Origin of the sequence: Streptomyces sp. NPDC005483 (genome assembly GCF_040606035.1) — a bacterium.
In the GTDB taxonomy this organism is placed as follows: Bacteria; Actinomycetota; Actinomycetes; order Streptomycetales; family Streptomycetaceae; genus Streptomyces.
On the sequence record NZ_JBEXEA010000017.1, the window covers coordinates 18,094 to 43,405 of the forward strand.

Sequence of the window (25,312 nt, forward strand, 5' to 3'; positions counted from 1 at the left end):
GATCAGGTAGCTAGTGGCTAGCGGCCGACCTGCAGAAACCCCCGAAAACCCGTCTGAGAGGCCCCTGATGAGCCTTCCTCTCCTTGCTATCGCCTGCCTACTCACCGTCACGCTCGGTTACAGCGTCAAGTGCTGGCTGAGCCCGTTCGGCGACTGCCGCACGTGCCACGGCATGGGCCACGGCTTCAAGACCGACCGCAAGGGCCGCACCAAGCGCGGCAAGGACTGCCGCCGCTGCCAGGCCACCGGCAAGCGCATACGCGTCGGCCGCTGGATCTACAACCGCGCCGCGCGCACCTACCGCGCCGGCACCCGCTGACCACCCGAGGGAGCCCCGCCATGCGCCAGACCCTCGCCGCTGTCGCCGCGACTATCACCGCCGTTCTGGCGCTGACCGCGTGCAGCCCCGACTACGCCCCCGGCCCGTCCGGGACCGTGAGCGACCGCAGTGCCACCTATCGCAAGGCCGACGGCTGGCACTACCAGCTGACCGTCACCACCACCGACGGCCGCCGCCAGGACTTCCGCGTCACCCGCGACGAGTACAAGCACTGCTTCCGCGGCTCCGCCTATCCCACCTGCACCCACCGCTGACCTCCGGAGGACCCGTGGTCATCACCATCCCACTCGTTCTGCTCCTCGCCGCCGCACTCGCCGCGTTGCTGCGCTTCCGCGCGCTCGGTGCCGGTGCGGCCGTCGTCGCCGCGCTCTTCGGCTTCTACCTCGCCGCCACCGACGCGAGCGACACCGTCAACCAACTCGTCACCGCCGTCACCGGCGCCCTCGCCGACATCGGCCACTAGAAGGGAGACCAGCACCGTGAACGAACCCACCGCGTACGGCCGCCCGGCCGGACACGAGACGGCGGCCGTGGAAGTCCACCACCCCACACCGCTCGCCCCGGTACTGCCCGCCGCTCCGCTCATGCCCGTGCAGCCCGGCACCATCCCGACCGTGACGAGCATCGTCCTGCCGGACGGCCGCGTCGTCACCGGCTACACCCTCAACCCCGCCAAGCCCGAACCGGTAGCCGTCAAGCCGGCCGTCTCCCGCACGGCGGTGAACATCGCCCTCGGAGGCATCGGGTTCGGCGCCGTGTGCGGCGGCCTGGTCCTGCTGACTGCGTTCATCGCCGCCCTGGCCGCGCTGGTCCACCAGCTCATCATCCTCGCCGCCGTCATCTTCGGCGGCTGGATCGCCGTGCAGGTGTTCAGCGCGAGCGGCCACAGGGGCGGCAACACCTTCCACATCCGCAAGGCGATCTTCAAGCGCAACCACTTCAACGGCTGACAGGAGCCTCCGTGTTCGAGATCCGCGCCATCTGCGACCCCGACGACACCGACCGCGTCACCACCGCGCTGAAGGCCGCGTTCACCACTGGCGAGGTGCGCCAGTACCCGACCCGGGACGGCAAGCACACCCGCCTCTACCTCACCGCCGACCACCGCCCCACCCCGGCCCACTGGCCCACCCCCGAGCAGGCATACGCCACCGCCCCGGGCATCAACAGCGAGATCGGATGGACGGCCCGCTTCCTCGCCGACACCGCATGCTTCACCGAACTGGGGCGGGAGTTCTACCTCCGCAAGGCCGCCCTGCTCGACCGCATCGCCCTCCTGGATGAGCCCGGCACGGTCGGCGACGCCACCCAGGCCGCCGACGCGGCGGCCCTGTACCTGCTCGACCTCGACCAGCCCGGCGTCATCTGCGACCCGCGCGCCTACGTCCGCCAGCAGTACGCCCGCACGCTCACCGACGACCAGTAGCTACGCCAAGGGCGGCCCCACATCTCGCCAAAGAACCGGGGCCGCCCTTGCTCACCAGCACCCAACCGAGGAACTGGAGACACCCAGCATGACCCATAACCCCCGTCGCGCGCTGCTGCGCGCGGCGCTGGACGCCGCCTCGCGCGGCTGGCACGTCTTCCCTCTTCGTCCCGGCACCAAGCGGCCCGCCCTGCACGGCGAGCGAGCATGCCCCCGTACCGGCGAGTGCACCGCGGGGCACCGGAAGTGGGAACAGCGCGCCACTACCGACCCTGACCGCATCCGTGCGGCCTGGTCCGCGGCCCCGTTCAACGTCGGCATCGCCACCGGCCCCTCCGGGCTGGTCGTCGTCGACCTCGACGTGCCCAAGGACAAGGGCAGTGCGGACGCGCCTAGCGGCGCGGCAATCTTCGCAGCGCTCTGCGAGCGCGCCGGACACGCCATCCCCGACACCTACCGGACCCGGACCGCAAGCGGCGGACAGCACCTGCACTTCACCGCCCCCAACGGCATCCGCCTCACCAACACAGCAGGCACGATCGCGGAGTTGGTCGACACCCGTGCATGGGGCGGCTACGTCGTCGCCGCGGGCAGCCACACCCCCACCGGAGCCTACGAAGCCGTGAGCGGCTCTGTGGCGGCCCCACTGCCCGAATGGCTACAAACCATCCTGAAACCTGCCCCCGTGCCCTCTACGGGGCCGCTGAGGCTCCCTGCGGTGGATGCAGGCCGTGCGGCGCTGGCCGCGCTGGAAGCCGAGTGCGCCATCGTGTCCGCGGCACCGGACACGACGCGCAACACCACACTCAACCGGTGCGCCTTCAAGGTGGGGCGTTTCGTCGCGTGGGGCGACATCCCCCGGCACGTGGTGGAAGAGGCCTTCCAAGGGGCGGGCGAGGCGCGGGGCCTTAGCGCTGCCGAGTGCCGCGCCACCATCCGCAGCGCCCTGGACAGCTCCATCCGCAAAGCCCGGCCCCGGGAGGCGGCATGAACGCCCCCCGCTCCGCCCCCTTGGAAGGCCAACCGCCCGCGAGCGCAGAGCAGGCCGCCGAACTCGCCTCGCCCGCAGTGGCCGTGGGCGACCCGAAAAGCGCCGCCGAAGGCGTCCGCACTGCCCTTGGCACTGACCCGCACGGCGACGACGGCCGCCGCCCCATCGCGTGGCTGAACATCAGGGCGCCCGGTCGCGGCACCATCCCCACCGCCACGTCGTGGTGCGCATGCGGACGCGACCGCTCAGCCGTCGGCATCCGCCGCGTACACGCCCTGATCGCCGATCACGACTCCCACCGCGCCACCTGCCCGTTGCGCAACTCCCAGGAAGGACGGGCCGCATGACCGACCAGACCCCCGCCCCGCCCACCATCGACGGCGCCGCACTGCTCAACGAGGTCGAAGCCTTCCACCGGCGCTTCAACGTCTTCCCCACCGAAGCCGCCTACGTCGCCGTGACGCTGTGGGACGCGCACGCCCACCTGCTCGACTGCTTCGAGTCCACCCCCCGCCTCGCCTTCCTGAGCCCTGAACCGGGGTCCGGGAAGTCGCGGGCACTGGAGATCGTGGAAACCCTCGTGCCGAACCCCATGGCCGCGGTCGACGCGTCCGCCGCCGCCCTGTTCCGCTCGGTCTCCGGGGTCGACGGCGAGCGGCCCACGATCCTCTTCGACGAGATCGACACCATCTTTGGCCCCAAGGCCGGAGAGAACGAACAGCTCCGCGGGTTCATCAACGCCGGGCACCGGCGCGGCAAGGTGATGTACCGGTGCGTTGGCGACGGAGCCAACCAGACCGTGCAGGCGTTCCCCTCCTACACCGCCGTCGCGGTCGCCGGTCTCGGCTCGCTGCCCGACACGATCCTCACCCGCTCGGTCATCATCCGCATGCGCCGGCGCGCGAGGAACGAGAAGGCAGAGCCGTATCGCTCCCGCATCCACGAGAAGGAAGGCTTCGCCCTGCGCGACCAGCTCGCCAAGTGGGCTGAAGAGATCCGCGAGTCCGTCATGGGCGCGTGGCCGGAAATGCCCGAGGGCGTCACCGACCGCCCCGCCGACGTGTGGGAACCCTTGCTCGCCGTCGCGGAGGCGGTCGGGGGCGACTGGCCCAAGCGCGCCCGCGAAGCCTGCACCGAACTGGTCAAGGCCTCACAGGTCAACGACAAGGGCAGCATCGGCATCCGCCTGCTGACCGACCTCCGCGACCACGTCATGGTCGGTGTCGACCGCCTGCCCACCATCGCCGTACTCGACAGGCTCAACGCCCTTGATGACGCCCCGTGGGCCGACCTCGACGGCAAGGCACTCGACAACCGGCGCCTGTCGAAGATGCTCAGCCAGTACGTCACCTCGGACGGAACCCCCGTCGCCTCACGGAACATCCGCACGGCCGGAGGGGTCCTCAAGGGCTACTACAGCGAAGACCTCGAAGACGCGTGGGCCCGTTACTGCCCGCCCCCGTCCCCGTAGGTCCGCTACTGCCGCTACATCCGCTACACCCCAGGTCAGAGGCACAAACCCTGTAGCGGCAACCACCTGATGTAGCGGCTACGGCCACACCCCCGCGTAGCACCGTAGCCGCTACATCCCGCCCATCCGCTACACAAACACACCCGCTGACCTGCGATGTAGCGGCGTAGCGGATGTAGCGGACTCCTGAAAAGGCCCCGAGACGCCTCACCCCGAGAAGGAGTCACGACCTTGCCCAGCACCGAGAAGCTCGAACTCCGGGAAGTCCTCAAAGAGATCAAGATGAGCCGCGCCGCTTTCTACCGCATGCGGGCCCGGGGCAAGGCCCCGAAGCTCATCAAGCTCCCCAACGGTCACCTCCGCTGCCGCCGCACGGACCTCGACGCGTGGTGGTCATCCATGGAAGACGCTGCCGCCTGACCACCTCCCGCACACACGAGACACGAGGGGCCCGCTTCCGGCGGGCCCCTCTGGAGTTCATATGGCACTGACCTACGACGTTCGCCTCTACGCGATCGAGGTTCGCAAGGATCGCCCGAAGCCCTACCGCGTGCGCTGGCTGGTCGGGGAGCGCAAGCACTCCAAGAGCTACACACTCAAGGTCCAAGCCGAGGGGCGCCGCTCGGAACTGATGTCTGCCGTACGGCGCGGCGACCAGTTCGACGAGGAAACGGGCCTCCCCGTATCCGAGTTGCGCGCTAAGCAAGGTTCCGTCACGTGGTACGAGCACAGCCGCGCGTACGTCGACCGCAAGTGGGCGCTGGCCCCGGCTAAGTCGCGGAAGAACTACGCCGATGCGCTGGCCACCATCACGCCTTCACTCGTGAAGACGAAAGCGGGGATGCCCAGTACCGCGCTCATGCGACGCGCGCTGTACGGGTGGGCGTACAACCGGAAGCGTTGGGACGAGACCCCGCCGGACGATGTGGCCCGTGCCCTCGCCTGGATCGCTAAGCACTCCATGCCGGTCACCGCGATGGAGGACCCCGCAACAGTCCGTCTCGCCCTGGACGCGCTTTCCCTGCGGCTGGACGGCAAAGAGGCATCACCGCGCACCGCGAAGCGCAAGCGGGCCTGCCTGAGCGACGTTCTTGGACTCGCCGTGGAAAAGCAGTACTTCACCATGCCGGTTAACCCGATCACGGCCGTGAAGTGGACCGCCCCGAAGTCGGTGGAAGCGGTGGACCCCGAGAGCGTCGCCAACCCTCGCCAGGTCCGCGCTCTGCTGGCAGGGGTCCGTGAGCAGGGCCCGCGGGGGCGACACCTGGAAGCGTTCTTCGGGTGCCTGTACTACGCGGCTATGCGTCCCGCCGAGGCCGCCGCACTGCGGGTAAACCAGTGCCACCTTCCGGAGACGGGGTGGGGGATGCTCACCCTGCGGCAGGGAGTTGTCCGCGCCGGACGGAGTTGGACCGACGACGGCACGGCGCACGAGACGCGCCACCTCAAGGCCCGCGCTAAGAAGGACTCCCGTCCGGTACCGATTCCGCCGCACTTCGTCCGCCTCCTGCGAGAGCACATCGCCACTCACGGGACGGCGCCCGATGGCCGGCTCTTCCGGACGAACCGCGATGGTCTCCTACAGGAGACCGGCTACGGCGAGGTGTGGGCCAAGGCCCGAAAGGACGTGCTGACCGAAGCGGAAACGTCCTCGCTGCTGGTCCGGCGCCCCTACGACCTGCGGCACGCCGGCGTCTCGTTCTGGCTCAGCTCAGGGGTGGACGCCATGGAGTGCGCCCGCCGCGCTGGCCACAGCATCGCGGTACTGCACAAGGTGTACGCCAAGGTTCTAGACCAGACTCGGGAGCGTGCGAACAGCCGTATCGACGCAGCACTTCGGGAGTGGAACGAACCCGAGTGATCATGCTCACCCCCGGGGGACGCCTGGGGGACACGCACTGATCAACAGTGGGATATGGGCGGTACGAGGTGAGACACGTCCGCGTCCCGTCCACAGCGAATCGAACGGCGCGAGCAACGCAGAGACCCCCTCTCACCAGGTGATTAACCTGGTGAGAGGGGGTCTCTCTCAGCGTGGCGGCGCCAGGATTCGAACCTGGGAAGGCTGAGCCGGCAGATTTACAGTCTGCTCCCTTTGGCCGCTCGGGCACACCGCCGGGGTTGCTGCCCTTCGAACCGTCTTTCGGCGGTGCTCCGTGGCAACGACGTAAACAATACCCGATGCCGAGGGGTGCTTCGCCACCTGATTGATCTGCGCCCGGAGGGCATGGGGTGGCTAGGCTTGGGCGGATGCGGCCCGGGTTCACGCCGGGCTCGGCGCCCGCCCCCACGTCGCCGATACGCACCCGTACGCACGCCGACACGCACCCAGATACAAGGAGCCACAGGACATGGCCGACTCCAGTTTCGACATCGTCTCGAAGGTCGAGCGGCAGGAGGTCGACAACGCCCTCAACCAGGCCGCCAAGGAGATCTCCCAGCGCTACGACTTCAAGGGCGTGGGTGCCTCGATCTCGTGGTCCGGTGACAAGATCCTGATGGAGGCGAACTCCGAGGACCGGGTCAATGCCGTCCTCGACGTCTTCCAGTCCAAGCTGATCAAGCGTGGGATCTCGCTGAAGGCGCTCGACGCGGGCGAGCCGCAGCTCTCCGGCAAGGAGTACAAGATCTTCGCGTCGATCGAGGAGGGCATCTCCCAGGACAACGCCAAGAAGGTCGCGAAGATCATCCGTGACGAGGGCCCGAAGGGCGTGAAGGCCCAGGTCCAGGGCGACGAGCTGCGGGTCAGCTCGAAGAGCCGTGACGACCTGCAGTCCATCATCGCCCTGCTGAAGGGCAAGGACTTCGACTTCGCGATCCAGTTCGTGAACTACCGGTGAGCCGCTGATTCACCGATCGGCATGGATCCACGAGGAAGGGTGGGCACCTGGCCGGTGCCCACCCTTCTCGCCTGCTGGCTGCGGTTCGGGGGTCAGTCGCGCGAGTTGCCGAACAGGAGACGGTAGGCGATCAGGAGCACGAGGGAGCCGCCGATCGCGGCGGCCCAGGTGGGCCCGTCGTAGAAGCTCTTGGACACCGGGTGGTCAAGCCAACGGGCCGATATCCAGCCGCCGATGAAGGCGCCCGCGATGCCGATGAGGGTCGTCCCGATGAAGCCGCCCGGGTCACGGCCCGGCAGCAGGAACTTGGCTATGGCGCCGGCCAACAGTCCCAGGATGATCCAGCCGATGATGCTCATGCCCTGAACCGGTCCTTCCGCGCTGTGCTCGCACTGTCCGGCAACTGGCCGGCGACTGTGATCCACGTCCCGGCAGACCGGGCGAGCGCTCGTGTGAGTGGGTCCTACGCCGTACTCGTCCGGCCTGTGTGCGGTGTTCGTCGAGCGGGTGTTCGCGTCTTGTTGCCGAAGAGGACGTCAGGGCCGCGTCCCGCGGTTGCACGGGATCAGTAGGGTGCGGCCCATGACGCATTCCGGTGCCGAGCTGCGGCGCACGCTGGGAGTAGGGGACGCCGTCCTCATCGGGCTCGGCTCGATGATCGGCGCGGGGATCTTCGCCGCCCTCGGTCCCGCGGCGCGCGCGGCCGGATCGGGGCTGCTGGTGGGACTCGCGGTGGCCGCCGTGGTCGCCTACTGCAACGCCACGTCCTCGGCACGGCTGGCCGCCCTGTACCCGGCCTCCGGCGGCACCTATGTGTACGGGCGGGAGCGACTCGGGCCGTTCTGGGGTTATCTCGCAGGCTGGTCGTTCGTGGTCGGAAAGACGGCGTCCTGTGCGGCGATGGCGCTGACGGTGGGTGCGTACATATGGCCGGGGCAGGCCCATGCCGTCGCAGTCGCGGCCGTGGTGGCGCTGACCGCGGTGAACTACGGCGGGATCCAGAAGTCCGCCTGGCTGACCCGGGCGATCGTGGCGGTGGTCCTCGCTGTCCTCGCTTCCGTGGTGGTCGTGTGCCTTGGGTCCGGGGCCTCGGAGGCCGGGCGGCTGGACGCCGGTGTCTCCGGCGGCGTGAGCGGGGTGCTGCAGGCGGCCGGTCTGCTGTTCTTCGCGTTCGCGGGGTACGCGCGTATCGCGACCCTCGGTGAGGAGGTACGGGATCCCGCCCGCACCATCCCCCGCGCGATCCCCCTGGCCCTGGGCATCACGCTGGTGGTGTACGCGGGTGTGGCGGTGGCTGTCCTTTCCGTGCTGGGGGCTGATGCTCTGGGCCGCGCGGACGCGCCGCTGGCCGAGGCGGTGCGGGCGGCCGGGGTCCCGGGACTCGTGCCGGTGGTGCGGGTGGGTGCCGCCGTGGCCGCGCTCGGCTCGCTGCTCGCTCTGATTCTTGGCGTCTCACGGACGACCCTGGCGATGGCGCGGGACAGACATCTGCCGGGCGCGCTGTCCGCCGTGCACCCCCGTTTCCAGGTGCCGCACCGCGCCGAGCTGGCCGTGGGTGCCGTGGTCGCGGTCCTCGCCGCCACGGTGGACGTGCGGGGCGCGATCGGTTTCTCCTCCTTCGGTGTGCTCGCGTATTACGCGGTGGCCAACGCGTCGGCCTGGACGCTCGGTTCGGCTCCGGCGGCCCGGGTGGTGCCGGTGGTGGGGCTGCTCGGGTGTGTGGTGCTGGCTTTCGCGCTGCCCGTGGTTTCGGTGGTCGTGGGCGCGGGGGTGCTGGCGGTCGGGGTGGTCGCGTACGGCGTACGGAAGTGGCGGGCGGGGCGGTAGGTCAGCCGGCGGGCGCCTCTGGAGGAATCGTCAGGTCGCGTGGGTCGGCGGTGCCGTGCGTATCGGGAACTCCGTCCAAGGAGTCATCTCCAGCTCCTCGTTCATCTCCTCGTACCAGCCCGTGCCGTCGACCCAGGCTTCCAGCCAGTCCGTGAGGGCGGGGGCGTCCACGAACCAGGAGTGGTCACGGTCGCCGGCGTTCGGCTCGAAGAGGAGGACGGTGGCTTCCGGGCTCTGGCAGTCGACGCACGCGTACATCGCGCATCCCCAGTGGGATATCGGCAGGACGCCCTCGGGCCAGGGCCAGTCGGGGTCCTTGCGACCGCTCTTGCGGTTGGCCAGGTACTGCACGACGGCTGCGGGCTCGCCGGCAGGAGCGCTGTCGAGCAGGGGCAACAGGCCGTACTCCGGGCCGAAACCGCCGTCTCCTATCCGCAAGTAGAGGTCGGCGAGCAGCGGGCTCAGACGGAAGCCCAACGCGGCTTCGGCGCGGGCCAGGGTGGCCGTGTCCACCGGCTCGGGCAGGGAAGCCCAGCCCCACGGACGGGTGTTGCGGGCCTTGTCCGCCACCCGTGCCAGCAACTGCTCGCTCTCGGTCATGCATTCATGATGCAGGGCGACACTGACAGCCGGGCAAGCCTGTGGACAACCTCCGGGTTGTGGAAAACCCTGCGGCCACATCGGTTCGGGCGAGGTGGACGTCGACGCGATCGCCCGACACTTGCGGATGATCGCTCCCTCTCCCCGGCCCGTCCGTCAGCGGGCCGCGAACGGCTCGTCCGTGCGCACGATTTCGCGGCCCAGGGGGAACAGGGACACGGGGATCAGCTTGAAGTTCGCGATCCCGAACGGGATGCCGATGATCGTGACGCAGAGGACGAGTCCGGTGGCGATGTGGCCCAGAGCCAGCCACCAGCCGGCGAGGACCAGCCACAGGACGTTGGCGACGAAGGAGGGCGCCCCCGCGTCGCGGCGCTCGACCGTGGTGTACCCGAAGGGCCACAGGGCGTAGACGCCGATACGGAAGGCCGCTATGCCGAACGGGATGCCGATGATGGTGATGCAGAGCAGCGCGCCCGCGGCCAGGTACGCGAGGAACAGCCAGAAGCCGCTCAGGACGAGCCAAATGACGTTCAGGATGGTTTTCACTGGGGGCGACCTGCCATCTTTTCGAGCCGGGCGATGCGCTCCGCCATCGGCGGGTGGGTCGAGAACATCTTGGACAGTCCCTGGCCAGGGCGGAATGGGTTCGCGATCATCATGTGGCTCGCGGTCTCGAGGCGCGGCTCGGGGGGCAACGGCAGCTGCTTGGTGCCCGTTTCGAGCTTGCGCAGAGCGCTGGCGAGCGCGAGGGGGTCGCCGGTGAGCTGGGCGCCGGACGCGTCCGCCTCGTACTCCCTGGAGCGGCTGATGGCCAGCTGGATGAGGCTGGCCGCCAACGGCCCGAGGATCATGATCATCAGCATGCCGAGGAGACCCGGGCCGTCATCGTCGTCGGAGCGGCCGATCGGGATCAGCCAGGCGAAGTTGACCAGGAACATGATCACGGAGGCGAGGGCGCCGGCGACCGACGAGATCAGGATGTCGCGGTTGTAGACATGGCTGAGCTCGTGGCCGATGACACCGCGCAGTTCGCGCTCGTCGAGCATGCGCAGGATGCCGTCGGTGCAGCACACGGCGGCGTTGCGCGGGTTGCGGCCGGTCGCGAAGGCGTTGGGGGCCTCGGTCGGCGAGATGTACAGGCGCGGCATGGGCTGACGGGCCTGGGTGGAGAGTTCGCGGACCATGCGGTACAGGGCCGGCGCCTCGAACTCGCTCACCGGGCGGGCACGCATCGCGCGTAGAGCCAGCTTGTCGCTGTTCCAGTACGCGTATGCGTTGGTGCCCAGCGCGATCAGGACGGCCACGACCAACCCCATGCGGCCGAAGAAGCTGCCGATGACGATGATGAGTGCGGACAGTCCCCCGAGGAGGACTGCGGTCCTGAGCCCGTTGTGCCGGCGGTGCACGGTACGCCCTCCAAGTGGTGCAGCAGGGGAACCCTTTGCTTGCTGGTCTCCGATGTCTTCCGATGCCACCGGTCCGTGGTGTCACGTCCAGTGGACCTTCCCGTCTTGCTCAACGCCAGGCGGCGGCCACTAGTTCCCTTGTGCGCACTGAGGCCCAGGTGGGCCGTCCGGGTGATGGTCCAGGAGGGACGGTTCTCGGGAGGGCCGGTCAGAAGAGACCGGTGTCGGCGAAGCGCAGCACCAGTTGCGGCGCGCCCGAGAGGGCGACGCCGAGGACGCCGGTCAGGGCGAGCGCGGCTGTGAGGGGGGCGGGGACGCGGTGTGCGGAGGGTTCGCCCTCTGGGGCCCGGAACAGCTGCGTCGTCCACTGGAGGTAGTAGAACAGCGCGATCACGACGTTGACGGCCATGACCACGGCGAGCCAGCCGAGGCCCGCGTCCACGGCCGCCGAGAAGACGGTGACCTTGGCGAACAGGCCGATGATGCCCGGCGGCAGTCCTGCCAGGCAGAGCAGGAAGAAGGCCAGCAGGAGGGCGGCGAGCGGGTTGGTCGCGTAGAGGCCGCGGTAGTCGGTGAGGCGGTTCGCGGTCTTCGTACGGCCCACCAGCGCGGCCACCGCGAAGGCGCCGAGGTTCACGGCGCCGTACATGAGGGCGTAGGCGACGGTGGAGCCGACGGACTGCTCGGCGTCGTCGGAGTACGCGGCGGCGGCGATCGGGACGAGGAGGTAGCCGGCCTGGCCGACGGAGGACCAGGCGAGCAGTCGTACTGCGCTGTACGCGCGCGTGACCTGCTGTCGGAGGGCTCCGACATTGCCGACGGTCATGGTGAGGGCGGCCAGCGCGGCGAGCGCCGGGCCCCAGACGTCGGCGTACGACGGCAGGGCGACGACGGTGACGAGGATCAGGCCGGAGAAGCCGACCGCCTTGCCGACGACCGACAAGTAGGCGGCGATCGGGAGGGGCGCGCCCACGTAGGTGTCGGGCACCCAGAAGTGGAAGGGCACGGCGGCGGTCTTGAAGGCGAAGCCGACGAGGGTGAGGACGACGCCGGTCTGGGCGAGGGTGTGGAGCTGTCCGTCGACGTGCTGGATGCGGTCGGCGACCTGGGTGAGGTACAGGGTGCCCGTGGAGGCGTACACGAAGCTGATGCCCATGAGGCTGACCGCGGTCGCGGTGACCGAGGACAGGAAGAACTTCAGGGCCGCTTCGGAGGACTTCCGGTCGCCGTGCCGGATGCCGACGAGGGCGAAGGCGGGCAGGGAGGCGACTTCCAGGGCGACGATCAGGGTCGCCAGGTCACGGGAGGCCGGCAGGAGGGCGGCGCCCGCCGCTGACGAGAGCAGCAGGAACCAGTACTCCCCTTCGGGGAGTTTCCTTTCGGCGTCCTTGAGGGTGGTGACCGACAGAAGGGCGGTCAGGAGGGCGCCGCCGAGGACGAGGAACTGGATGACGAGCGTGAATCGGTCGGCCGTGTAGCTGCAGACGTCGCCCTCGCCGGTCAGACAGAAGGTGCTGCGGTCGCCGTCCAGGAGAGGCAGCAGGAGAAGCGCGGCGGCGGCCAGGCCCGCGACCGAGACCCACCCGAGCAGGGCCTTCTTGTCCTCGCCCACGAACAGGTCGGCGACGAGGACGACGAGTCCGATGACCGCCGCGATGGTGGGCGGCGCGATCGCGAGCCAGTCGACGGACTGGACCAGGTTCGCGGCCGTCGTGGTGAGCGGCTGGGCCGAAGAAGCCAATGGCTGGGCCATGGCGGCCAGGGTGCTCATCGGTTGCCTCCTGCGAGGAGCTGCTGGACGGCCGGGTCGGTGAGGCCGAGGAGGGCTCTGGGCCACAGGCCCGCCACGACGGTGAGGGCGACGAGAGGCGTCCAGGCCGCGAACTCGTACGTGTGGACGTCGGCGAGTTGGGGGGCGTCCTGGGGTACGGAGCCCATGCAGACGCGGCGGACCACGACGAGCATGTACGCGGCCGTCAGGAGGGTGCCGAACGCGCCGATCGCCATGAACGTGAGGAACGCCGGACGGCTGAGGCCGTCGGCGGGCTTGAAGGCGCCGAACAGCGCCAGCATCTCGCCCCAGAATCCGGCGAGGCCGGGCAGGCCGAGCGACGCGACCGAGCCGAAGGCCAGCAGGCCGCCGAGGCGGGGGGCCTTGCCGTACAGGGCGGCGCCGGTCTCCTCGGCCAGGGTGTCGAGGTCGGTGGTGCCGGTGCGGTCCTTCAGGGCGCCGACCAGGAAGAACAGGAGGCCGGTGATGAGGCCGTGGGCGATGTTGGCGAAGAGGGCGCCGTTCACGCCGGTCGGGGTCATGGTGGCGATGCCGAGCAGGACGAAGCCCATGTGGCCGACGGACGAGTAGGCGATGAGGCGTTTGAGATCGCCCTTGGCGCCGCGCTTGGCGAGGGCGAGGCAGGCCAGTGATCCGTAGATGATTCCGACCACGGCGAAGGCGGCGAGGAAGGGCGCGAAGACACGGAAGCCGTCGGGCGCGATCGGCAGCAGAATCCGGACGAACCCGTACGTACCCATCTTCAGCAGGACGCCGGCGAGCAGGACCGAGCCGACGGTCGGTGCGGCGGTGTGGGCGTCGGGCAGCCAGCTATGCAGGGGCCACATCGGGGTCTTGACCGCGAGCCCGATCCCGATCGCCAGAACGGCGATGACCTGCACGGATGTGGTCAGCGACCGGCCGTTGTCAGTGGCGAGTGCCACCATGTCGAATGTGCCCGCCTTGATCCCGATCAGGAGCAGGCCGAGCAGCATGACGACCGAGCCGAGCAGTGTGTAGAGGATGAAGCGCCAGGCGGCGGCCTGACGCTCCTCGCCGCCCCAGCGGGCGATGAGGAAGTACATCGGGATGAGCACCATCTCGAACGCGAGGAAGAACAGCAGCAGATCGAGGACGGCGAAGGTCGCGAGGGTGCCGGACTCGAGGACGAGCAGCAACGCGACGAAGGCCTTCGGGGTCGGGCCCGACGGCATCTTGAAGTAGGAGTAGAGCGCGCAGAGGAAGGTCAGCAGCGCGGTCAGGACCAGAAGGGGGAGGGAGATGCCGTCGATGCCGAGGTGGATGCGCACGTCGAGTGCGGGAATCCAGCTGATGTCGGTCGTGGCCTGCATCTTCGACGGATGGTCGTGGTCGAAGCCGAGCGCGAGGACGATCGCGGCGATGAGGATCACGCCGGTGACCGTCACGCCGTGCCGCAGTACGGCCTGGTCGGGCGACTTTCCCTTCAGCCCGGGAGGGGCGGGCAGCAGAGCCGTGACGGCGCCGAGGAGCGGGCCGGCCACGACGAACGCCAGAAGGAACTGCATCACGGACTCGTTGATATCGATCACGCCTGCTCACGCTCCCGAGGCGACGAGGACGACGGCGACCGCGAGGACGACGGTGCCGGCGAGCAGCGCGCTCACATAGGTCTGGAGATTGCCGGTCTGGGCGCGTCGTACGGCGCTGCCGAGCCAGCGGGGCAGCGCTCCCGCGCCGCGTACGTAGGTCTCGACGACCTCGCGGTCCAGGAACCTGACGAGTCCGGCTCCGGCTTGGACCGGGCGGACGAAGAGGGCCGTGTACAGGGAGTCCAGGTGGAAGCCGACGGCCGCGTGGCGGTGCAGCGGGCCGAGCAGCAGTCGTCCGGGGTCCGCGGGGTCGGGCGCGTAGGCCACATCTCCGTAGGCGGGCTCGTGGGTGGCGATGGCCTCGGCCTCGACGAGTCCGGCGTCGCCCTCGGGGTGGGCGGCTACCGCACCGAGCGGGACGCGGGTCGCGATCGCGCTGGTGTGCCGCCAGGCCGCGTAGGTGACGATGCCGCCGACCAGTGCCGCGCCCGTGCCGACGACGGACGTGGTGAGGGTCGGGGTGAGGTCACGGCCGTCGAACCAGTCGGGCAGCACGCGGTAGGCGAACGCGCCGAGGGCAAGGGAGGGGGCCGCGAGGACCCACAGGACCACGTTCATCGTCAGCGGCTGGCGGCCGAGGTCGGGGGCCTCGGCGCCTTGTCCGTGGAAGGCCAGCAGCCACAGGCGGGTCGCGTACGCGGCGGTGAGCACGGCCGTGACGAGACCGGCGACCAGGGTGATCCAGCCCGCGGCGCCGGGAGCGTGTTCGGTGTGGCCGGTGGCGACGTGCTCGGCGGCGCCGAGGACGGACTCCTTGGAGAAGAAACCGCTGAAGGGCGGGATCGCGGCGAGCGCGAGGAGCGCCACGGTCATTGTCCAGAAGGCGTCCGGCACGCGGGCGCGCAGGTCCTTCATGCGGGACATCGCGGCCAGTGAGTTGGTGCCGGCCGCGTGGATGATCACGCCGGCGGCGAGGAACAGCAGCGCCTTGAAGGCGCCGTGGGACAGGAGGTGGAAGACGGCGGCACCGCGGTCGCCGACGGCGAGGGCACCCGTCATGTAGCCGAGCTGCCCGATCGTCGAGTAGGCGAGGACGCGCTTGATGTCGTCCTGGGCGAGCGCGGCGAGCCCCGAGCCGAGCATGGTGACTGCGGCCATGACGGCGAGGACCACCATCGCGGCCTGCGAGGCCTCGAAGACCGGGAGGAGACGGGCGATGAAGTAGACACCGGCGGCGACCATCGTCGCGGCGTGGATCAGCGCGGAGACAGGCGTGGGGCCCGCCATCGCGTCGGGGAGCCAGGTGTGCAGCGGGAACTGCGCCGACTTGCCCGCCACGCCCGCGAGGAGGAGCAGGGCGATCAGGGTCGGGTGGTTCAGTCCGCCGTGCGCGACGGCGTCGAGGACCTTCGTCATCTGGAAGGAGCCGGCGTCGGTGGCCAGCGCGAACAGGCCGATCAGGAAGGGCACGTCGCCGAGCTTGGTGACCAGGAAGGCCTTGATGGAGGCGGCGCGTGCCTCCGGGGTCTCCCAGTAGTGGCCGACCAGGAAGTACGAGCAGATGCCCATGATCTCCCAGCCGACCAGCAGCACGATCAGGTCGCCGGAGTAGACGACGAGCAGCATCGCGGAGGTGAAGAGGGAGACGAGAGCGGCGTAGGAGGGGTAGCGCGGGTCGTCGCGCAGGTAGCCCGTCGAGTAGATCTGCACGCAGGTGGCGACGAAGCCGACGAGGACGGCGACGAGGGCGGCGAAGCCGTCGATGTGCAGGGCGAGTTCGATCGGGACCGAGCCGGTCGGGGTGAGTTCGGTGGCGGCGTTCAGCGTCTGGTCGCCGCCCTGGCGTACGGCGACCACCGCGGCGAGCGCGAGGGCGGCCAGGGGTGGCACGACGGCGAGCGGGCGGACGAAGCCGGGGGCCGTGCGCCCCGTGAGCAGACCGGCCGCGGCACCCAGGAAGGGAAGGAGGGGGACGAGGACGGCGAGGGTGGTCGTGGTCACGCGGTGGCCTCAGCCTTCCCGGTCCGCCCGGATCGTGCGGCCTGCTCGGCCGGGCGGGCTTCGCTGTCGGAGTCGTCGGAGTCGGAGTCGTCGTGGCCCTCGGCCGAGTCGCGGAGTTTGTCGATGTCGGCGGTGCCGCGGTTGCGGTGGACGGCGAGGACGATCGCGAGGCCGATGCCGATCTCGGCGGCGGCGATGGCGATGGTGAACAGAGTGAGGGCCTGGCCGGAGTGCAGGGTCTCCTCAGCGGTCTTGCTGAGCCAGACGTCGAAGGCGACCAGGTTCAGGTTGACGGCGTTGAGCATCAGCTCGACCGACATCAGGACGAGGATCGCGTTGCGGCGGGCGAGGACGCCGTAGAGGCCGGTGCAGAAGAGGAGGGCGGAGAGTACGGCGGGATAGGCGAGGTGCATCAGTGGGCGCCTTCCTGCTCGGCCGACTCGGTGCCCTTGGAGGGACCGGTTCCCTCAGGTGGCACATTTCGCCTGATCGGGTGATTACGGGAATTCGGTGCGGAGGGGGAACCACCGGTCGCGGCCCGGGAGTTCACAGGGGGAGAGCTCGACTCCGCCTTCGCCTTGCGGGACAGGACGATCGCGCCGACCAGTGCCGCGAGGAGCAGGACGGAGAGTGCCTCGAAAGGGAGGACCCAGTTCTGGAAGAGGCTCGCGCCGGTGGCCTCGGTGGAACCGGCGGCGGGACCGTCCAGGTCGATCCAGGTGGTGCGGAAGGCATCGACGACCACCCAGACCAGAGCGGCCGCTGCGGCGAGGGCCACGACGAGGGCGGCCCATCGGTTGCCGGAGTCGGCGTCCGGGGAGCGGCCGATGGGAGCCCTGGTGAGCATCAGACCGAACAGAAGGAGGACGACAACGGAACCCACATAGATGAGGACCTGCACCCAGGCGATGAACTCGGCGGTGAGCAGGAGGTATTCGACGGCGAGGCCACCGAGGGCCACCACCAGCCACAGGGCGGCGTGCACCAGCTGCTTGGTGGTGACGGTGACGATCGCGGCGCCGAAGGTGACCAGGCCGACGAGGAGGAAGGCGATCTCGACGCCGGTCGGGGAGAGGAAGCCGTGCGCCTCCTGAGCGAGGGTCACGACTCTTCCCCCTGGGGATCGGCCGGCGCGGTCGGCGCGGTCTGGGCCGCCGCCAGTTTCTCGGCGGTCTTGCGGGCCGTGGCGATCTCCTTCGGTTCCTCGGCGGCGGGGTCGAGGGCCGGTGGGGCCGGGACGGTCCACATCCATTCTCGGAGCTTGTCCCGCTCGTGGGTGAGGTCGCGGATGTCGGTCTCGGCGTATTCGAACTCCGGGGACCAGAACAGGGCGTCGAAAGGACACACCTCGATGCAGATACCGCAGTACATGCAGAGGGAGAAGTCGATGGCGAAGCGGTCGAGGACGTTACGGCTGCGTTCGCGGCCACCGGGGGCCGCCGCCGGGACCGTCTCCTTGTGGGAGTCGATGTAGATGCACCAGTCGGGGCACTCACGGGCGCACAGCATGCAGACCGTGCAGTTCTCCTCGAACAGGCCGATCACCCCGCGAGTGCGGGGCGGGAGGTCGGGCTGGGCGTCGGGGTACTGCTCGGTGACGGTCTTCTTCGTCATCGTGCGCAGGGTGACGGCCAGGCCCTTGGCCAGACCCGAGCCAGGAATCGGGGCCATGGTTACTGGATCACCACCTTGACGATGCCGGTGAGGGCGATCTGGGCGAGGGAGAGGGGGACGAGGAGGGTCCAGGAGAGTCTCTGGAGCTGGTCCTCGCGCAGGCGGGGGTAGGTCACGCGGAGCCAGATGACGACGAAGGCGAGGACGGCCGCCTTGAGGAGGGTCCAGACCCAGCCGAGCCCGTCGGCGTCCCAGGGGCCGTGCCAGCCGCCCAGGAAGAGGACGGTGGTCAGGCCGCACAGGACGACGATTCCGGCGTATTCGGCGAGGAGGAACAGGGCGAAACGGAGGCCGGTGTACTCGGTGTAGGCGCCGAAGATGATCTCCGAGTCGGCGACGGGCATGTCGAAGGGAGGGCGCTGGAGTTCGGCCAGGCCTGCGACGAAGAAGACGATCGCGCCGACGATCTGCCAGGGCAGCCACCACCACTCGAAGGCGTCGAGGATGCCGGGGAGGGAGACGGTTCCGGCCGCCATGGCCACCGAGGCGGCGGTGAGGAGCATCGGGAGCTCGTAGGCGAGGAGCTGCGCGGCGGTGCGCAGACCGCCGAGGAGGGAGAACTTGTTGGCGGAGGCCCAGCCGGCCATGAGGGAGCCGAGGACGCCCACGCCCATCACGGCGAGTACGAAGAACACGCCGGCGTCGACGACCTCGCCGACGGCGCCCTCGCCGGGGCCGATCGGGATGGCGAGGAGGACGAGGAGGTAGGGCAGCAGGGAGACGGCGGGGGCGAGTTGGAAGACGCGGCGGTCCGCACCTGCCGGCACTACGTCTTCCTTCTGGGCGAACTTCACGCCGTCGGCGACGAGTTGGGCCCAGCCGTGGAAGCCACCGGCGTACATCGGGCCGAGGCGGCCCTGCATGTGGGCCATCACCTTGTGCTCGGTCTGACCGATGATCAGGGGGAAGGTGAGGAAGACGACGAAGACGATCAGGAGTCGCAGGGCGACGTCGAGAGCGTCGTTCACGGCGTGCCTCCTGCGGGCTTGTGGGGGGCGGTGGTGTCGGGGGCGGGGGGTTCGTCCGGGGTCGGGTCCTCGGGGGCGGGGCTCGGGCTCGGGGCGGTGCCTTCTGGGCGGTCGGGGGCCTGGGAGTCCTTGGGGGCCTCAGCAACCTCGGAAGTTTGGGGCTGCTGCTTCGAGGTCTCGGACCGCTCAGAAGCCTCGGACCGCTCCGGGGCCCTGGATGTCTCGGAGGTCGTGGCGCCCTCGGAGGTCGTGGACTCCTCGGAAGGCGTGTCCCCCTCGGAGGTCGTGGACTCCTCGGAGGGCGTGGAGCCTGTGGAGCCTTCGGAAGCCGGCTTCCCGGAAGTCGTCGGCTGCTCTTGAGCCTCCGGGCCCTCAGAAACCGTGGGGTCTTCGGCAGCCGTAGGGTCCTCTGGGGCCGTGGAGAACCCCGACGCCGTGCGTTCCTCGGAGGCCTCGCGCACCTCGGGCTCCTCGGGACGTTCGGAGACTCCGCTGTCCTCGGATGTGGAAGTGCGTTCGGATGCTTCGGTGTCCTCGGGCGTGGGAGGTCGCTCAGGTTCTGGGTCGTCGAAGGCCGGGCGGGCGTGGTGCCACGGTGCGTCCGGGCTCCGAGGAGTGGCGGGGGGCTTCGGCGGCGCGGGGTTCACGCTTGCGTCGTCGGCCGGCGCCTCGGAGTCGGTCGCGTTGCCACGCTGACTCGCGGAACCGCCGGAGGCTGTACGTGCCCGCCGGGGTCCGCTCCGGACATCACCCGCCGCCACTCCCGGACTCTGAGGCTCGGGCGCATGCGACGCCGGGGTGTCCGACGCGGACGCGGGTGCATCCGCCGCCGGGAGATCCGACGCCGGTGTGGCCGATCCCGTCACCGGGGCCTCCGACGAGGAGGCCGGCGAGCCCGCGTCCGGGGCCACCGGCTCGGGCGCGCCGCCGACCTGGGCTGCCGAGCCGGCTTCGGTGCCGTCCGCTCCGGGTGCCGTCTGGCTGGCCGAGCCCTGTGCGGCGGTACGTGAACGCCGGGGCGTACCCGTCGGCGATGCTGGGGCAGCACCCTCCGTCGCCCCGGGCAGGGTCTGACTCGCCGAGCCCTCGGCAGCCGAGCGCGCCCGACGCGGACCGCCCCCCGCAGCCCTGGCCGCACCCGAGCTCCCAGGCACCTCCGCCTGACTCGCCGAACCCTCCGCCGCCGAACGCGCCCCACGCGGACCAGCCCCCGACCCGCCCGACACACCCGAGCTCCCAGGCACCTCCGCCTGACTCGCCGAACCCTCCGCCGCCGAACGCGCCCGACGCGGGCCGCCCCCCGCAGCGCTGGCCGCACCCGAACTCTCAGGCGGGTCCGCCTGACTGACCGACCCCTCCCCCGCCGAACGCGCCCGCCGGACCGGTCGATCGCCTGTAGCTCGAGCCGGGCGTTCTCCCGGTGTGCGGGCAGGGCCGCGGGCCGGGCGGGTGGGGGCCGGGGGGAGTTGGCCCTTCAGGGGGCCCCATTCGTTGGGGTCGGGGACTCCTGGGGGGAGCATCTGGCGGCGCTTGGGGCCGCCGTGCTCGGACTCGCCCGGTTCCTTGGCGCCGGGCCAGGCCTTGGCGACGCGGGCCGCCAGGACGAAGTCCTTGCGGAGGGGGTGGCCCTCGAAGGTTTCCGGCAGCAGGAGGTGGTCCAGGGAGGGATGGCCCTCGAAGGTGACGCCGAACATTTCATGGGTCTCGCGCTCGTGCCAGGCGGCGCCCGCGTAGAGGTCGACGGCGCTGGGCAGTACCGGCGTGTCGTGGGAGATCGTCGTGCGCAGGAGGAGGCGTCGCACCGGCGAGAGGGCTGCCACGTGGGCGGCCACGCGGAAGCCGGTGCCGGGTTCGTCGACGGCGCTGAGCCAGTCGAAGTAGGTGCAGCCCAGTTCGTCGCGGGCGACGCGCAGGGCGGTGAGCCAGGTTGTGGGCGGGACGTCCACCGTCAGGACCTCGTAGGACTCCTCGGCGGTGGCCTCGGGGCCGAAGAGTTCCTCGGCGGGGGCGGGGAGCCAGCCGACGGCGGTCACGGTGTGTCCCCCTCGCCCGAAGTCGACCGCGGCACCGACACCGGTACCGGCGGTTTGACCAGCCCGCTCTGCAGTGCAGCCGCGGACGGGTGTGCCCCGGGCGTGCCGTACCGCTCCCCCAGCGACTCCCTGGCGATCTTCTCCTGGAGCTTGAGGATGCCCTGGAGCAGGGCCTCGGGGCGGGGCGGGCAGCCGGGGACGTAGACGTCGACGGGGATGATCTGGTCGACGCCCTTGGTGACGGAGTAGGAGTCCCAGTAGGGGCCCCCGCAGTTGCTGCACGCGCCGAAGGAGATGACGTACTTCGGCTCCGGCATCTGTTCGTACAGGCGCTTCACCGCCGGTGCCATCTTGTCCGTGACCGTGCCGGAGACGACCATCAGGTCGGCCTGGCGAGGGCCCGGGGCGAAGGGGATGACGCCGAGGCGGATGAAGTCGTGGCGGGCCATGGACGCGGCGATGAACTCGATGGCGCAGCAGGCGAGACCGAAGTTGAAGACCCAGAGGGAGTACCGGCGGCCCCAGTTGAGGATCACCTTCATCGGCTCGGGAGCGAGGCGGGCGAGGGCGCCCAGCCGTTTCGGCTCCGGGAGCAGAACGGGCTCCTGGGCAGTGGCACTCGCAGCAGAGCCGGCAGCGGGGTCGGCCGTGGGGTTCACGTCCATGCCAGGACTCCCTTCTTGTACGCGTACAGCAACCCCACGGCGAGGAAGCCGAGGAAGATGAACATCTCGACGAGGGTCGTCGCGCCGTAGCCGGGGGCGGCGAAGATCGTGGCCCACGGGAACAGGAAGATCGAGTCGACGGCGAAGATGACGTAGAGGAAGGCGTAGACGTAGTAGCGGACCTGGGTGTGGGCCCAGCCCTCGCCGACGGGGTCGACTCCGCACTCGTACGTCAGGAGCTTCTCGGGGGTGGGGACCACGGGTCGCAGCAGACGGCCGGCGCCGAAAGCGACCGCGACGAACAGCACGCCGACCACGGCGAGCAGTCCGACGACCGAGTACGACTGGAAGTAGTCCGCCGCGACGACGGTCGGATCGACGACGGTTGCATCGACGACGGTCGGTTCCGGCACGTCCGCCCCTCACTCCCTGTGAGCACGCTGAACACAGTGGTCACGCTGAACACCACTGTTCGACGATCTGTACGCACGGGAGTCTAGGCCCTGATAAAGGGACGGTAAGCAGCCCGTCACCCCAGGAAAGCCATCCGCAAGGCAGGGGTGGGGTTTTCCCCAGCAAGCCGCGGCGGTCCACCTCATGGCGCGCGGCGGTCTCGCGCGGCACGCTAACCCATATGACCGAACGCCACTCGTCCCCGAGCCGTGCCGTGACCACCGGCAGAAACGGCGGAACCGACGACGGCCGGCCGCCGCCGGCCCGTTTCGCCTACGACGCGCACACCTGGAAGGAGATCGCGCATCTCCTGGCGAATCTCCCGGTGTCGATCCTCGGCTTCACCTACGTCGTGACGGTGCTGTTCACCGGCTTCTGGCTGACCGTCACGGTGATCGGGTTGCCGTTGCTCGCCGCGGGTCTGCTGGGCGCGCGGCAGCTGGGCAAGCTGGAGCGGGCGCGGGCCCGGGCGCTGCTCGGGGTGCGGGTGGACGAACCGAGCCGCCTGCCTTGGCGCGCCAAGAACGGCGGCAACGGCTTCTTCGCCCAGCTGTGGATGGGGGTGAAGGACCCGGTGGGCTGGCGGACGGTGCTGTACGACTTCATCCGGCTGCCCTGGGGTGTGCTCACCTTCACCATCACGCTGACCTCGTTGTTCGTGCTGTGGCCGGTGCTGCCGTTCATCGCGCGGGGCCTCGCCAACGTCGACCGGGCGATGGTGCGCGGGCTGCTGTCGCCCTCGGACGAGCTGGAACGCCGTATCGCGGAACTGGAGTCGGACCGGGGGGTCGTGGTGGACGCGGCCGCGTCCGACCTGCGGCGCATCGAGCGGGATCTGCACGACGGGGCACAGGCCCGGCTGGTCAACCTGGCCATGGGGCTCGGTCTTGCGAAGGAGAAGCTTCTGGAGGACCCGGAGTACGCGCAGGCGATGGTCGCGGAGGCGCACGGCGAGGTGAAGCTGGCGCTCCAGGAGCTGCGGGATCTGGCGCGGGGCATCCATCCCGCCGTACTGACCGACCGCGGGCTCGATGCCGCCCTCTCCTCGGTCGCCTCGCGCTGCACGGTGCCGGTGAAGGTGACCGCCGACCTCGACGCGCGGCCGGTCCAGGCGATCGAGGGGATCGCCTATTTCACCGTCTCCGAGCTGCTCCAGAACATCAGCAAGCACAGCGGGGCGCGGTCGGCGTCGGTCGACGTGTGGCGGGCGGAGAACCGGCTGCTCATCCAGGTGTGGGACGACGGCCGCGGGGGTGCCCGGCTGGACGGCGGCACCGGTATGCGCGGGCTCGCGGAGCGCCTCGACGCGGTCGACGGGCTGTTCGTCATCGACTCCCCGCCGGGCGGTCCGACGGTCGTCACGGCGGAGCTGCCGTGGCGGGACCGGGTCCCGGACAGGAGGTAGGGAAAACCCCCCTTCCAAGAGGCCGACGGCCTCCATGGTCCGTTGAGCTGCGGCCCAGCAGGGTGGAGGTAGGACACCACAGGCGCGGGACGAGAGAAGAAGGACGACGTCGATGGCCACGGACTACGGGTACGACAGTGGGCTCGGGTTCCCCGAGACGGTACGGCGGCACCGGGTGCCGGCCGGGCTGCGGGCGCCGTTCGAGGGACGGACCTGGCGGGAGTTCGGCTATGTGCTGCTGAGCCTGCCGATCAGCATCGTGATGTTCACGTACGCCATCACGATGATCTCGCTCGGCGCGGGCCTGCTCGTCACCTTCCTCGGGATTCCGGTCTTCGCGGCCGGGCTCGCCGGGTGCCGCGGGCTCGGGGCGCTGGAACGGGTGCGGGCGCGGGCGCTGCTGGGTCTCGAGGTCGGCGATCCCGAGCCGCTGCGGATGCGGAAGTCCGGGTTCATGGCGTGGATCGGGGCGGTGCTCAAGAGCGGGACGTCGTGGCGGACGTTGCTGTACTCCGTACTGCACCTGCCGTGGGCGACGTTCTCGTTCCTCGTCGCGGTGAACTTCTGGGTGTACGGCTGGGCGTTGCTGACGTATCCGCTGTGGTTCTGGGTCTTTCCGGCGTACGTCGGTCAGGACGGGCTCCAGCTCTACGGCGACCAGACCCATCACGTCTATCTGGACAACCCGTTCGAGATCGGCGTGACCGCGCTGGTGGGACTGTTGTTCACGCTGGCCACGCCGTGGATCGTGCGGGCGTTGACGACGGTGGACCGGGTGATGGTGCACGGACTGCTGGGGCCGACCCGGCTGTCGGCGCGGGTGGTGGAGCTGGAGTCGGACCGGGGCGTCGTGGTGGACACGGCGGCCGCGGATCTGCGTCGGATCGAGCGGGATCTGCACGATGGTGCGCAGGCTCGGCTGGTGGCTCTGGCCATGGATCTGGGGCTGGCCAAGGAGAAGCTCACGGAGGATCCCGCCGCGGCGGCGCGGATGGTGGACGAGGCGCACGGCGAGGTGAAGACGGCGCTCCAGGAGCTGCGGGATCTGGCGCGGGGGATCCATCCGGCGGTGCTGACCGACCGGGGGCTGGATGCGGCGCTGTCCTCCGTCGCCTCGCGCTGCACGGTGCCGGTGCAGGTGGAGGTGGATCTGCCGGCCCGGCCCGCGCCGGCGATCGAGGGGATCGCCTACTTCACGGTGTCCGAGCTGTTGCAGAACATCAGCAAGCACTCCGGGGCGACGTTCGCCGCGGTGGATGTGTGGCGGGTGGAGAACCGGCTCATGCTGCAGGTCGTGGACAACGGGGTGGGCGGGGCCGACGTGTCGTCCGGGTCCGGGCTCACGGGACTGGCGGAACGGCTGGACGCGGTGGACGGGATCCTGGTGGTGGACTCGCCGGTCGGGGGGCCTACCCGGGTGACGGCGGAGTTGCCCTGGCGGGGCGAAGGGGTGTGACGGGTTCTGTGTGAGGGGGCGGTGGGGGTTGGTTTCGCCTCACCGCCCTTACCCGTTTTCATCCCCATGAGCTGCCGCCCCTTCGACCCAGAGAGGGGCTGCGCCGTGTCGCGTCTGCGCGGGCCGCGCCGCAACGACTCCGGCCAGGGCTCGGCTCTACGCCCGGTGGGCTCCGCCCTCCGCACCCCACCGAGGCTCCGCTTCCGACCCCCGCGGGGCTCTGCCTGCCATGCGCACCCGGCTTCCGGTGAGGCGTCAGGCACGTCGGGCTCACCGGAAGCCGGCGGCACCCGCCCCGTCCGCGAGGCGCCGGCGCTCCTCCGGGGGGTGCGGCACCCGCGGGGAGTCCGGGACCCGCCGGGGGGCCAGCACCCGCAGGAAGTCCGACACCCACCAGGGATCCGCCACCCC

General features: G+C 70.1%; 28 protein-coding genes and 1 tRNA gene. 14 read left to right on the forward strand and 15 right to left on the reverse strand.

What is annotated here, in order from left to right:
* Nucleotides 1–67: 67 nt before the first annotated feature.
* The 10 genes from ABZT06_RS29550 to ABZT06_RS29595 all read left to right on the forward strand — a co-directional run bounded on the left by ABZT06_RS29550 (nucleotide 68) and on the right by ABZT06_RS29595 (nucleotide 6,089).
* Complete coding sequence (locus tag ABZT06_RS29550; protein WP_355747425.1) at nucleotides 68–319, forward strand: hypothetical protein; 252 nt, start codon at nucleotides 68–70, stop codon at nucleotides 317–319.
* A 20-nt stretch (nucleotides 320–339) separates the two neighbouring features.
* Nucleotides 340–594, forward strand: coding sequence for a hypothetical protein (locus tag ABZT06_RS29555; protein WP_355747428.1), 255 nt, complete (start codon nucleotides 340–342; stop codon nucleotides 592–594).
* A 14-nt stretch (nucleotides 595–608) separates the two neighbouring features.
* A complete protein-coding gene (locus tag ABZT06_RS29560; protein WP_355747431.1) occupies nucleotides 609–803 on the forward strand; it encodes a hypothetical protein in 195 nt (64 codons plus the stop codon).
* A gap of 16 nt (nucleotides 804–819) precedes the next feature.
* The gene (locus ABZT06_RS29565) at nucleotides 820–1,290 is read left to right on the forward strand and encodes a hypothetical protein (RefSeq protein ID WP_355747434.1); all 471 of its coding nucleotides are present in this window, start codon (nucleotides 820–822) and stop codon (nucleotides 1,288–1,290) included.
* Nucleotides 1,291–1,301: 11 nt separating this feature from the next.
* A complete protein-coding gene (locus ABZT06_RS29570) occupies nucleotides 1,302–1,766 on the forward strand; it encodes a hypothetical protein (RefSeq protein WP_355747437.1) in 465 nt (154 codons plus the stop codon).
* A gap of 88 nt (nucleotides 1,767–1,854) precedes the next feature.
* Nucleotides 1,855–2,757, forward strand: a complete 903-nt coding sequence (locus tag ABZT06_RS29575) for a bifunctional DNA primase/polymerase (protein ID WP_355747440.1) — start codon at nucleotides 1,855–1,857, stop codon at nucleotides 2,755–2,757.
* Complete coding sequence (locus ABZT06_RS29580) at nucleotides 2,754–3,104, forward strand: hypothetical protein (protein WP_355747443.1); 351 nt, start codon at nucleotides 2,754–2,756, stop codon at nucleotides 3,102–3,104. Before ABZT06_RS29575 ends, ABZT06_RS29580 begins: the two co-directional genes overlap by 4 nt.
* Entirely contained in the window at nucleotides 3,101–4,228 is a 1,128-nt protein-coding gene (locus ABZT06_RS29585; RefSeq protein WP_355747446.1) for a DUF3631 domain-containing protein, read from the forward strand. Before ABZT06_RS29580 ends, ABZT06_RS29585 begins: the two co-directional genes overlap by 4 nt.
* Nucleotides 4,229–4,459: 231 nt before the next feature.
* Entirely contained in the window at nucleotides 4,460–4,648 is a 189-nt protein-coding gene (locus ABZT06_RS29590) for a helix-turn-helix domain-containing protein (RefSeq protein WP_355747449.1), read from the forward strand.
* A gap of 61 nt (nucleotides 4,649–4,709) precedes the next feature.
* A complete protein-coding gene (locus tag ABZT06_RS29595; RefSeq protein ID WP_355747453.1) occupies nucleotides 4,710–6,089 on the forward strand; it encodes a tyrosine-type recombinase/integrase in 1,380 nt (459 codons plus the stop codon).
* Nucleotides 6,090–6,263: 174 nt separating this feature from the next.
* Here the strand turns inward: ABZT06_RS29595 and ABZT06_RS29600 are convergent.
* A tRNA-Tyr gene (locus ABZT06_RS29600) sits at nucleotides 6,264–6,345 on the reverse strand.
* Nucleotides 6,346–6,579: 234 nt separating this feature from the next.
* On the opposite strand from ABZT06_RS29600, the gene ABZT06_RS29605 reads away from it, so the two are divergent.
* Nucleotides 6,580–7,068 carry a YajQ family cyclic di-GMP-binding protein gene (locus tag ABZT06_RS29605; RefSeq protein WP_020120527.1) on the forward strand — a complete coding sequence of 163 codons (489 nt, stop codon included), beginning with the start codon at nucleotides 6,580–6,582 and terminating at the stop codon, nucleotides 7,066–7,068.
* 92 nt (nucleotides 7,069–7,160) lie between these two features.
* Here the strand turns inward: ABZT06_RS29605 and ABZT06_RS29610 are convergent, their stop codons facing one another.
* A complete protein-coding gene (locus tag ABZT06_RS29610; protein ID WP_328640373.1) occupies nucleotides 7,161–7,427 on the reverse strand; it encodes a GlsB/YeaQ/YmgE family stress response membrane protein in 267 nt (88 codons plus the stop codon).
* Between the two features lie 223 nt (nucleotides 7,428–7,650).
* On the opposite strand from ABZT06_RS29610, the gene ABZT06_RS29615 reads away from it, so the two are divergent.
* A complete protein-coding gene (locus ABZT06_RS29615) occupies nucleotides 7,651–8,895 on the forward strand; it encodes an APC family permease (RefSeq protein WP_355747458.1) in 1,245 nt (414 codons plus the stop codon).
* 30 nt (nucleotides 8,896–8,925) lie between these two features.
* Here ABZT06_RS29615 and ABZT06_RS29620 read toward each other — a convergent pair whose 3' ends face one another.
* The 13 genes from ABZT06_RS29620 to ABZT06_RS29680 form a co-directional block, all read right to left on the reverse strand.
* Entirely contained in the window at nucleotides 8,926–9,495 is a 570-nt protein-coding gene (locus ABZT06_RS29620; protein WP_355747461.1) for an SMI1/KNR4 family protein, read from the reverse strand.
* 156 nt (nucleotides 9,496–9,651) lie between these two features.
* The gene (locus ABZT06_RS29625; RefSeq protein ID WP_355747463.1) at nucleotides 9,652–10,044 is read right to left on the reverse strand and encodes a YccF domain-containing protein; all 393 of its coding nucleotides are present in this window, start codon (nucleotides 10,042–10,044) and stop codon (nucleotides 9,652–9,654) included.
* Nucleotides 10,041–10,904 (reverse strand): zinc metalloprotease HtpX, encoded by an 864-nt coding sequence (htpX, locus tag ABZT06_RS29630; protein ID WP_355747466.1) that lies wholly within the window; start codon nucleotides 10,902–10,904, stop codon nucleotides 10,041–10,043. Before htpX ends, ABZT06_RS29625 begins: the two co-directional genes overlap by 4 nt.
* Nucleotides 10,905–11,112: 208 nt before the next feature.
* The gene (locus ABZT06_RS29635; protein ID WP_355747979.1) at nucleotides 11,113–12,657 is read right to left on the reverse strand and encodes an NADH-quinone oxidoreductase subunit N; all 1,545 of its coding nucleotides are present in this window, start codon (nucleotides 12,655–12,657) and stop codon (nucleotides 11,113–11,115) included.
* 14 nt (nucleotides 12,658–12,671) lie between these two features.
* A complete protein-coding gene (locus ABZT06_RS29640; protein ID WP_355747469.1) occupies nucleotides 12,672–14,246 on the reverse strand; it encodes an NADH-quinone oxidoreductase subunit M in 1,575 nt (524 codons plus the stop codon).
* 6 nt (nucleotides 14,247–14,252) lie between these two features.
* On the reverse strand, nucleotides 14,253–16,247 hold the full coding sequence (locus ABZT06_RS29645; RefSeq protein WP_355747472.1) for an NADH-quinone oxidoreductase subunit L: 1,995 nt from the start codon (nucleotides 16,245–16,247) through the stop codon (nucleotides 14,253–14,255).
* Nucleotides 16,244–16,660, reverse strand: coding sequence for an NADH-quinone oxidoreductase subunit NuoK (gene nuoK / locus ABZT06_RS29650; protein ID WP_355747475.1), 417 nt, complete (start codon nucleotides 16,658–16,660; stop codon nucleotides 16,244–16,246). The genes ABZT06_RS29645 and nuoK overlap by 4 nt, the downstream gene beginning before the upstream one ends.
* Entirely contained in the window at nucleotides 16,660–17,352 is a 693-nt protein-coding gene (locus ABZT06_RS29655) for an NADH-quinone oxidoreductase subunit J (RefSeq protein ID WP_355747478.1), read from the reverse strand. The genes nuoK and ABZT06_RS29655 overlap by 1 nt, the downstream gene beginning before the upstream one ends.
* Entirely contained in the window at nucleotides 17,349–17,918 is a 570-nt protein-coding gene (locus tag ABZT06_RS29660; RefSeq protein WP_355747481.1) for an NADH-quinone oxidoreductase subunit I, read from the reverse strand. Before ABZT06_RS29660 ends, ABZT06_RS29655 begins: the two co-directional genes overlap by 4 nt.
* Before the next feature lie 2 nt (nucleotides 17,919–17,920).
* Nucleotides 17,921–18,889 carry a complex I subunit 1 family protein gene (locus ABZT06_RS29665; protein WP_355747484.1) on the reverse strand — a complete coding sequence of 323 codons (969 nt, stop codon included), beginning with the start codon at nucleotides 18,887–18,889 and terminating at the stop codon, nucleotides 17,921–17,923.
* On the reverse strand, nucleotides 18,886–20,922 hold the full coding sequence (locus ABZT06_RS29670) for an NADH-quinone oxidoreductase subunit C (RefSeq protein ID WP_355747487.1): 2,037 nt from the start codon (nucleotides 20,920–20,922) through the stop codon (nucleotides 18,886–18,888). The genes ABZT06_RS29665 and ABZT06_RS29670 overlap by 4 nt, the downstream gene beginning before the upstream one ends.
* Nucleotides 20,919–21,587 carry an NADH-quinone oxidoreductase subunit B family protein gene (locus ABZT06_RS29675; protein WP_355747490.1) on the reverse strand — a complete coding sequence of 223 codons (669 nt, stop codon included), beginning with the start codon at nucleotides 21,585–21,587 and terminating at the stop codon, nucleotides 20,919–20,921. Before ABZT06_RS29675 ends, ABZT06_RS29670 begins: the two co-directional genes overlap by 4 nt.
* On the reverse strand, nucleotides 21,578–22,000 hold the full coding sequence (locus ABZT06_RS29680) for an NADH-quinone oxidoreductase subunit A (protein ID WP_037720639.1): 423 nt from the start codon (nucleotides 21,998–22,000) through the stop codon (nucleotides 21,578–21,580). The genes ABZT06_RS29675 and ABZT06_RS29680 overlap by 10 nt, the downstream gene beginning before the upstream one ends.
* 221 nt (nucleotides 22,001–22,221) lie before the next feature.
* Here ABZT06_RS29680 and ABZT06_RS29685 point away from each other — a divergent pair, with 221 nt between their 5' ends.
* Nucleotides 22,222–23,445 (forward strand): sensor domain-containing protein, encoded by a 1,224-nt coding sequence (locus ABZT06_RS29685; RefSeq protein WP_355747494.1) that lies wholly within the window; start codon nucleotides 22,222–22,224, stop codon nucleotides 23,443–23,445.
* 112 nt (nucleotides 23,446–23,557) lie between these two features.
* On the forward strand, nucleotides 23,558–24,901 hold the full coding sequence (locus ABZT06_RS29690; RefSeq protein WP_355747497.1) for a sensor domain-containing protein: 1,344 nt from the start codon (nucleotides 23,558–23,560) through the stop codon (nucleotides 24,899–24,901).
* Nucleotides 24,902–25,312 lie beyond the last annotated feature (411 nt).

Coding starts and splice junctions, on each gene's coding strand:
- ABZT06_RS29550 (WP_355747425.1), top strand. CDS start 68: ATGAGCCTTCCTCTCCTTGCTATCGCCTGCCTACTCACCGTCACGCTC.
- ABZT06_RS29555 (WP_355747428.1), top strand. CDS start 340: ATGCGCCAGACCCTCGCCGCTGTCGCCGCGACTATCACCGCCGTTCTG.
- ABZT06_RS29575 (WP_355747440.1), top strand. CDS start 1,855: ATGACCCATAACCCCCGTCGCGCGCTGCTGCGCGCGGCGCTGGACGCC.
- ABZT06_RS29580 (WP_355747443.1), top strand. CDS start 2,754: ATGAACGCCCCCCGCTCCGCCCCCTTGGAAGGCCAACCGCCCGCGAGC.
- ABZT06_RS29585 (WP_355747446.1), top strand. CDS start 3,101: ATGACCGACCAGACCCCCGCCCCGCCCACCATCGACGGCGCCGCACTG.
- ABZT06_RS29595 (WP_355747453.1), top strand. CDS start 4,710: ATGGCACTGACCTACGACGTTCGCCTCTACGCGATCGAGGTTCGCAAG.
- ABZT06_RS29605 (WP_020120527.1), top strand. CDS start 6,580: ATGGCCGACTCCAGTTTCGACATCGTCTCGAAGGTCGAGCGGCAGGAG.
- ABZT06_RS29610 (WP_328640373.1), bottom strand. CDS start 7,427: ATGAGCATCATCGGCTGGATCATCCTGGGACTGTTGGCCGGCGCCATA.
- ABZT06_RS29615 (WP_355747458.1), top strand. CDS start 7,651: ATGACGCATTCCGGTGCCGAGCTGCGGCGCACGCTGGGAGTAGGGGAC.
- ABZT06_RS29620 (WP_355747461.1), bottom strand. CDS start 9,495: ATGACCGAGAGCGAGCAGTTGCTGGCACGGGTGGCGGACAAGGCCCGC.
- ABZT06_RS29635 (WP_355747979.1), bottom strand. CDS start 12,657: ATGGCCCAGCCATTGGCTTCTTCGGCCCAGCCGCTCACCACGACGGCC.
- nuoK (WP_355747475.1), bottom strand. CDS start 16,660: ATGCACCTCGCCTATCCCGCCGTACTCTCCGCCCTCCTCTTCTGCACC.
- ABZT06_RS29660 (WP_355747481.1), bottom strand. CDS start 17,918: ATGGCCCCGATTCCTGGCTCGGGTCTGGCCAAGGGCCTGGCCGTCACC.
- ABZT06_RS29675 (WP_355747490.1), bottom strand. CDS start 21,587: ATGGACGTGAACCCCACGGCCGACCCCGCTGCCGGCTCTGCTGCGAGT.
- ABZT06_RS29685 (WP_355747494.1), top strand. CDS start 22,222: ATGACCGAACGCCACTCGTCCCCGAGCCGTGCCGTGACCACCGGCAGA.
- ABZT06_RS29690 (WP_355747497.1), top strand. CDS start 23,558: ATGGCCACGGACTACGGGTACGACAGTGGGCTCGGGTTCCCCGAGACG.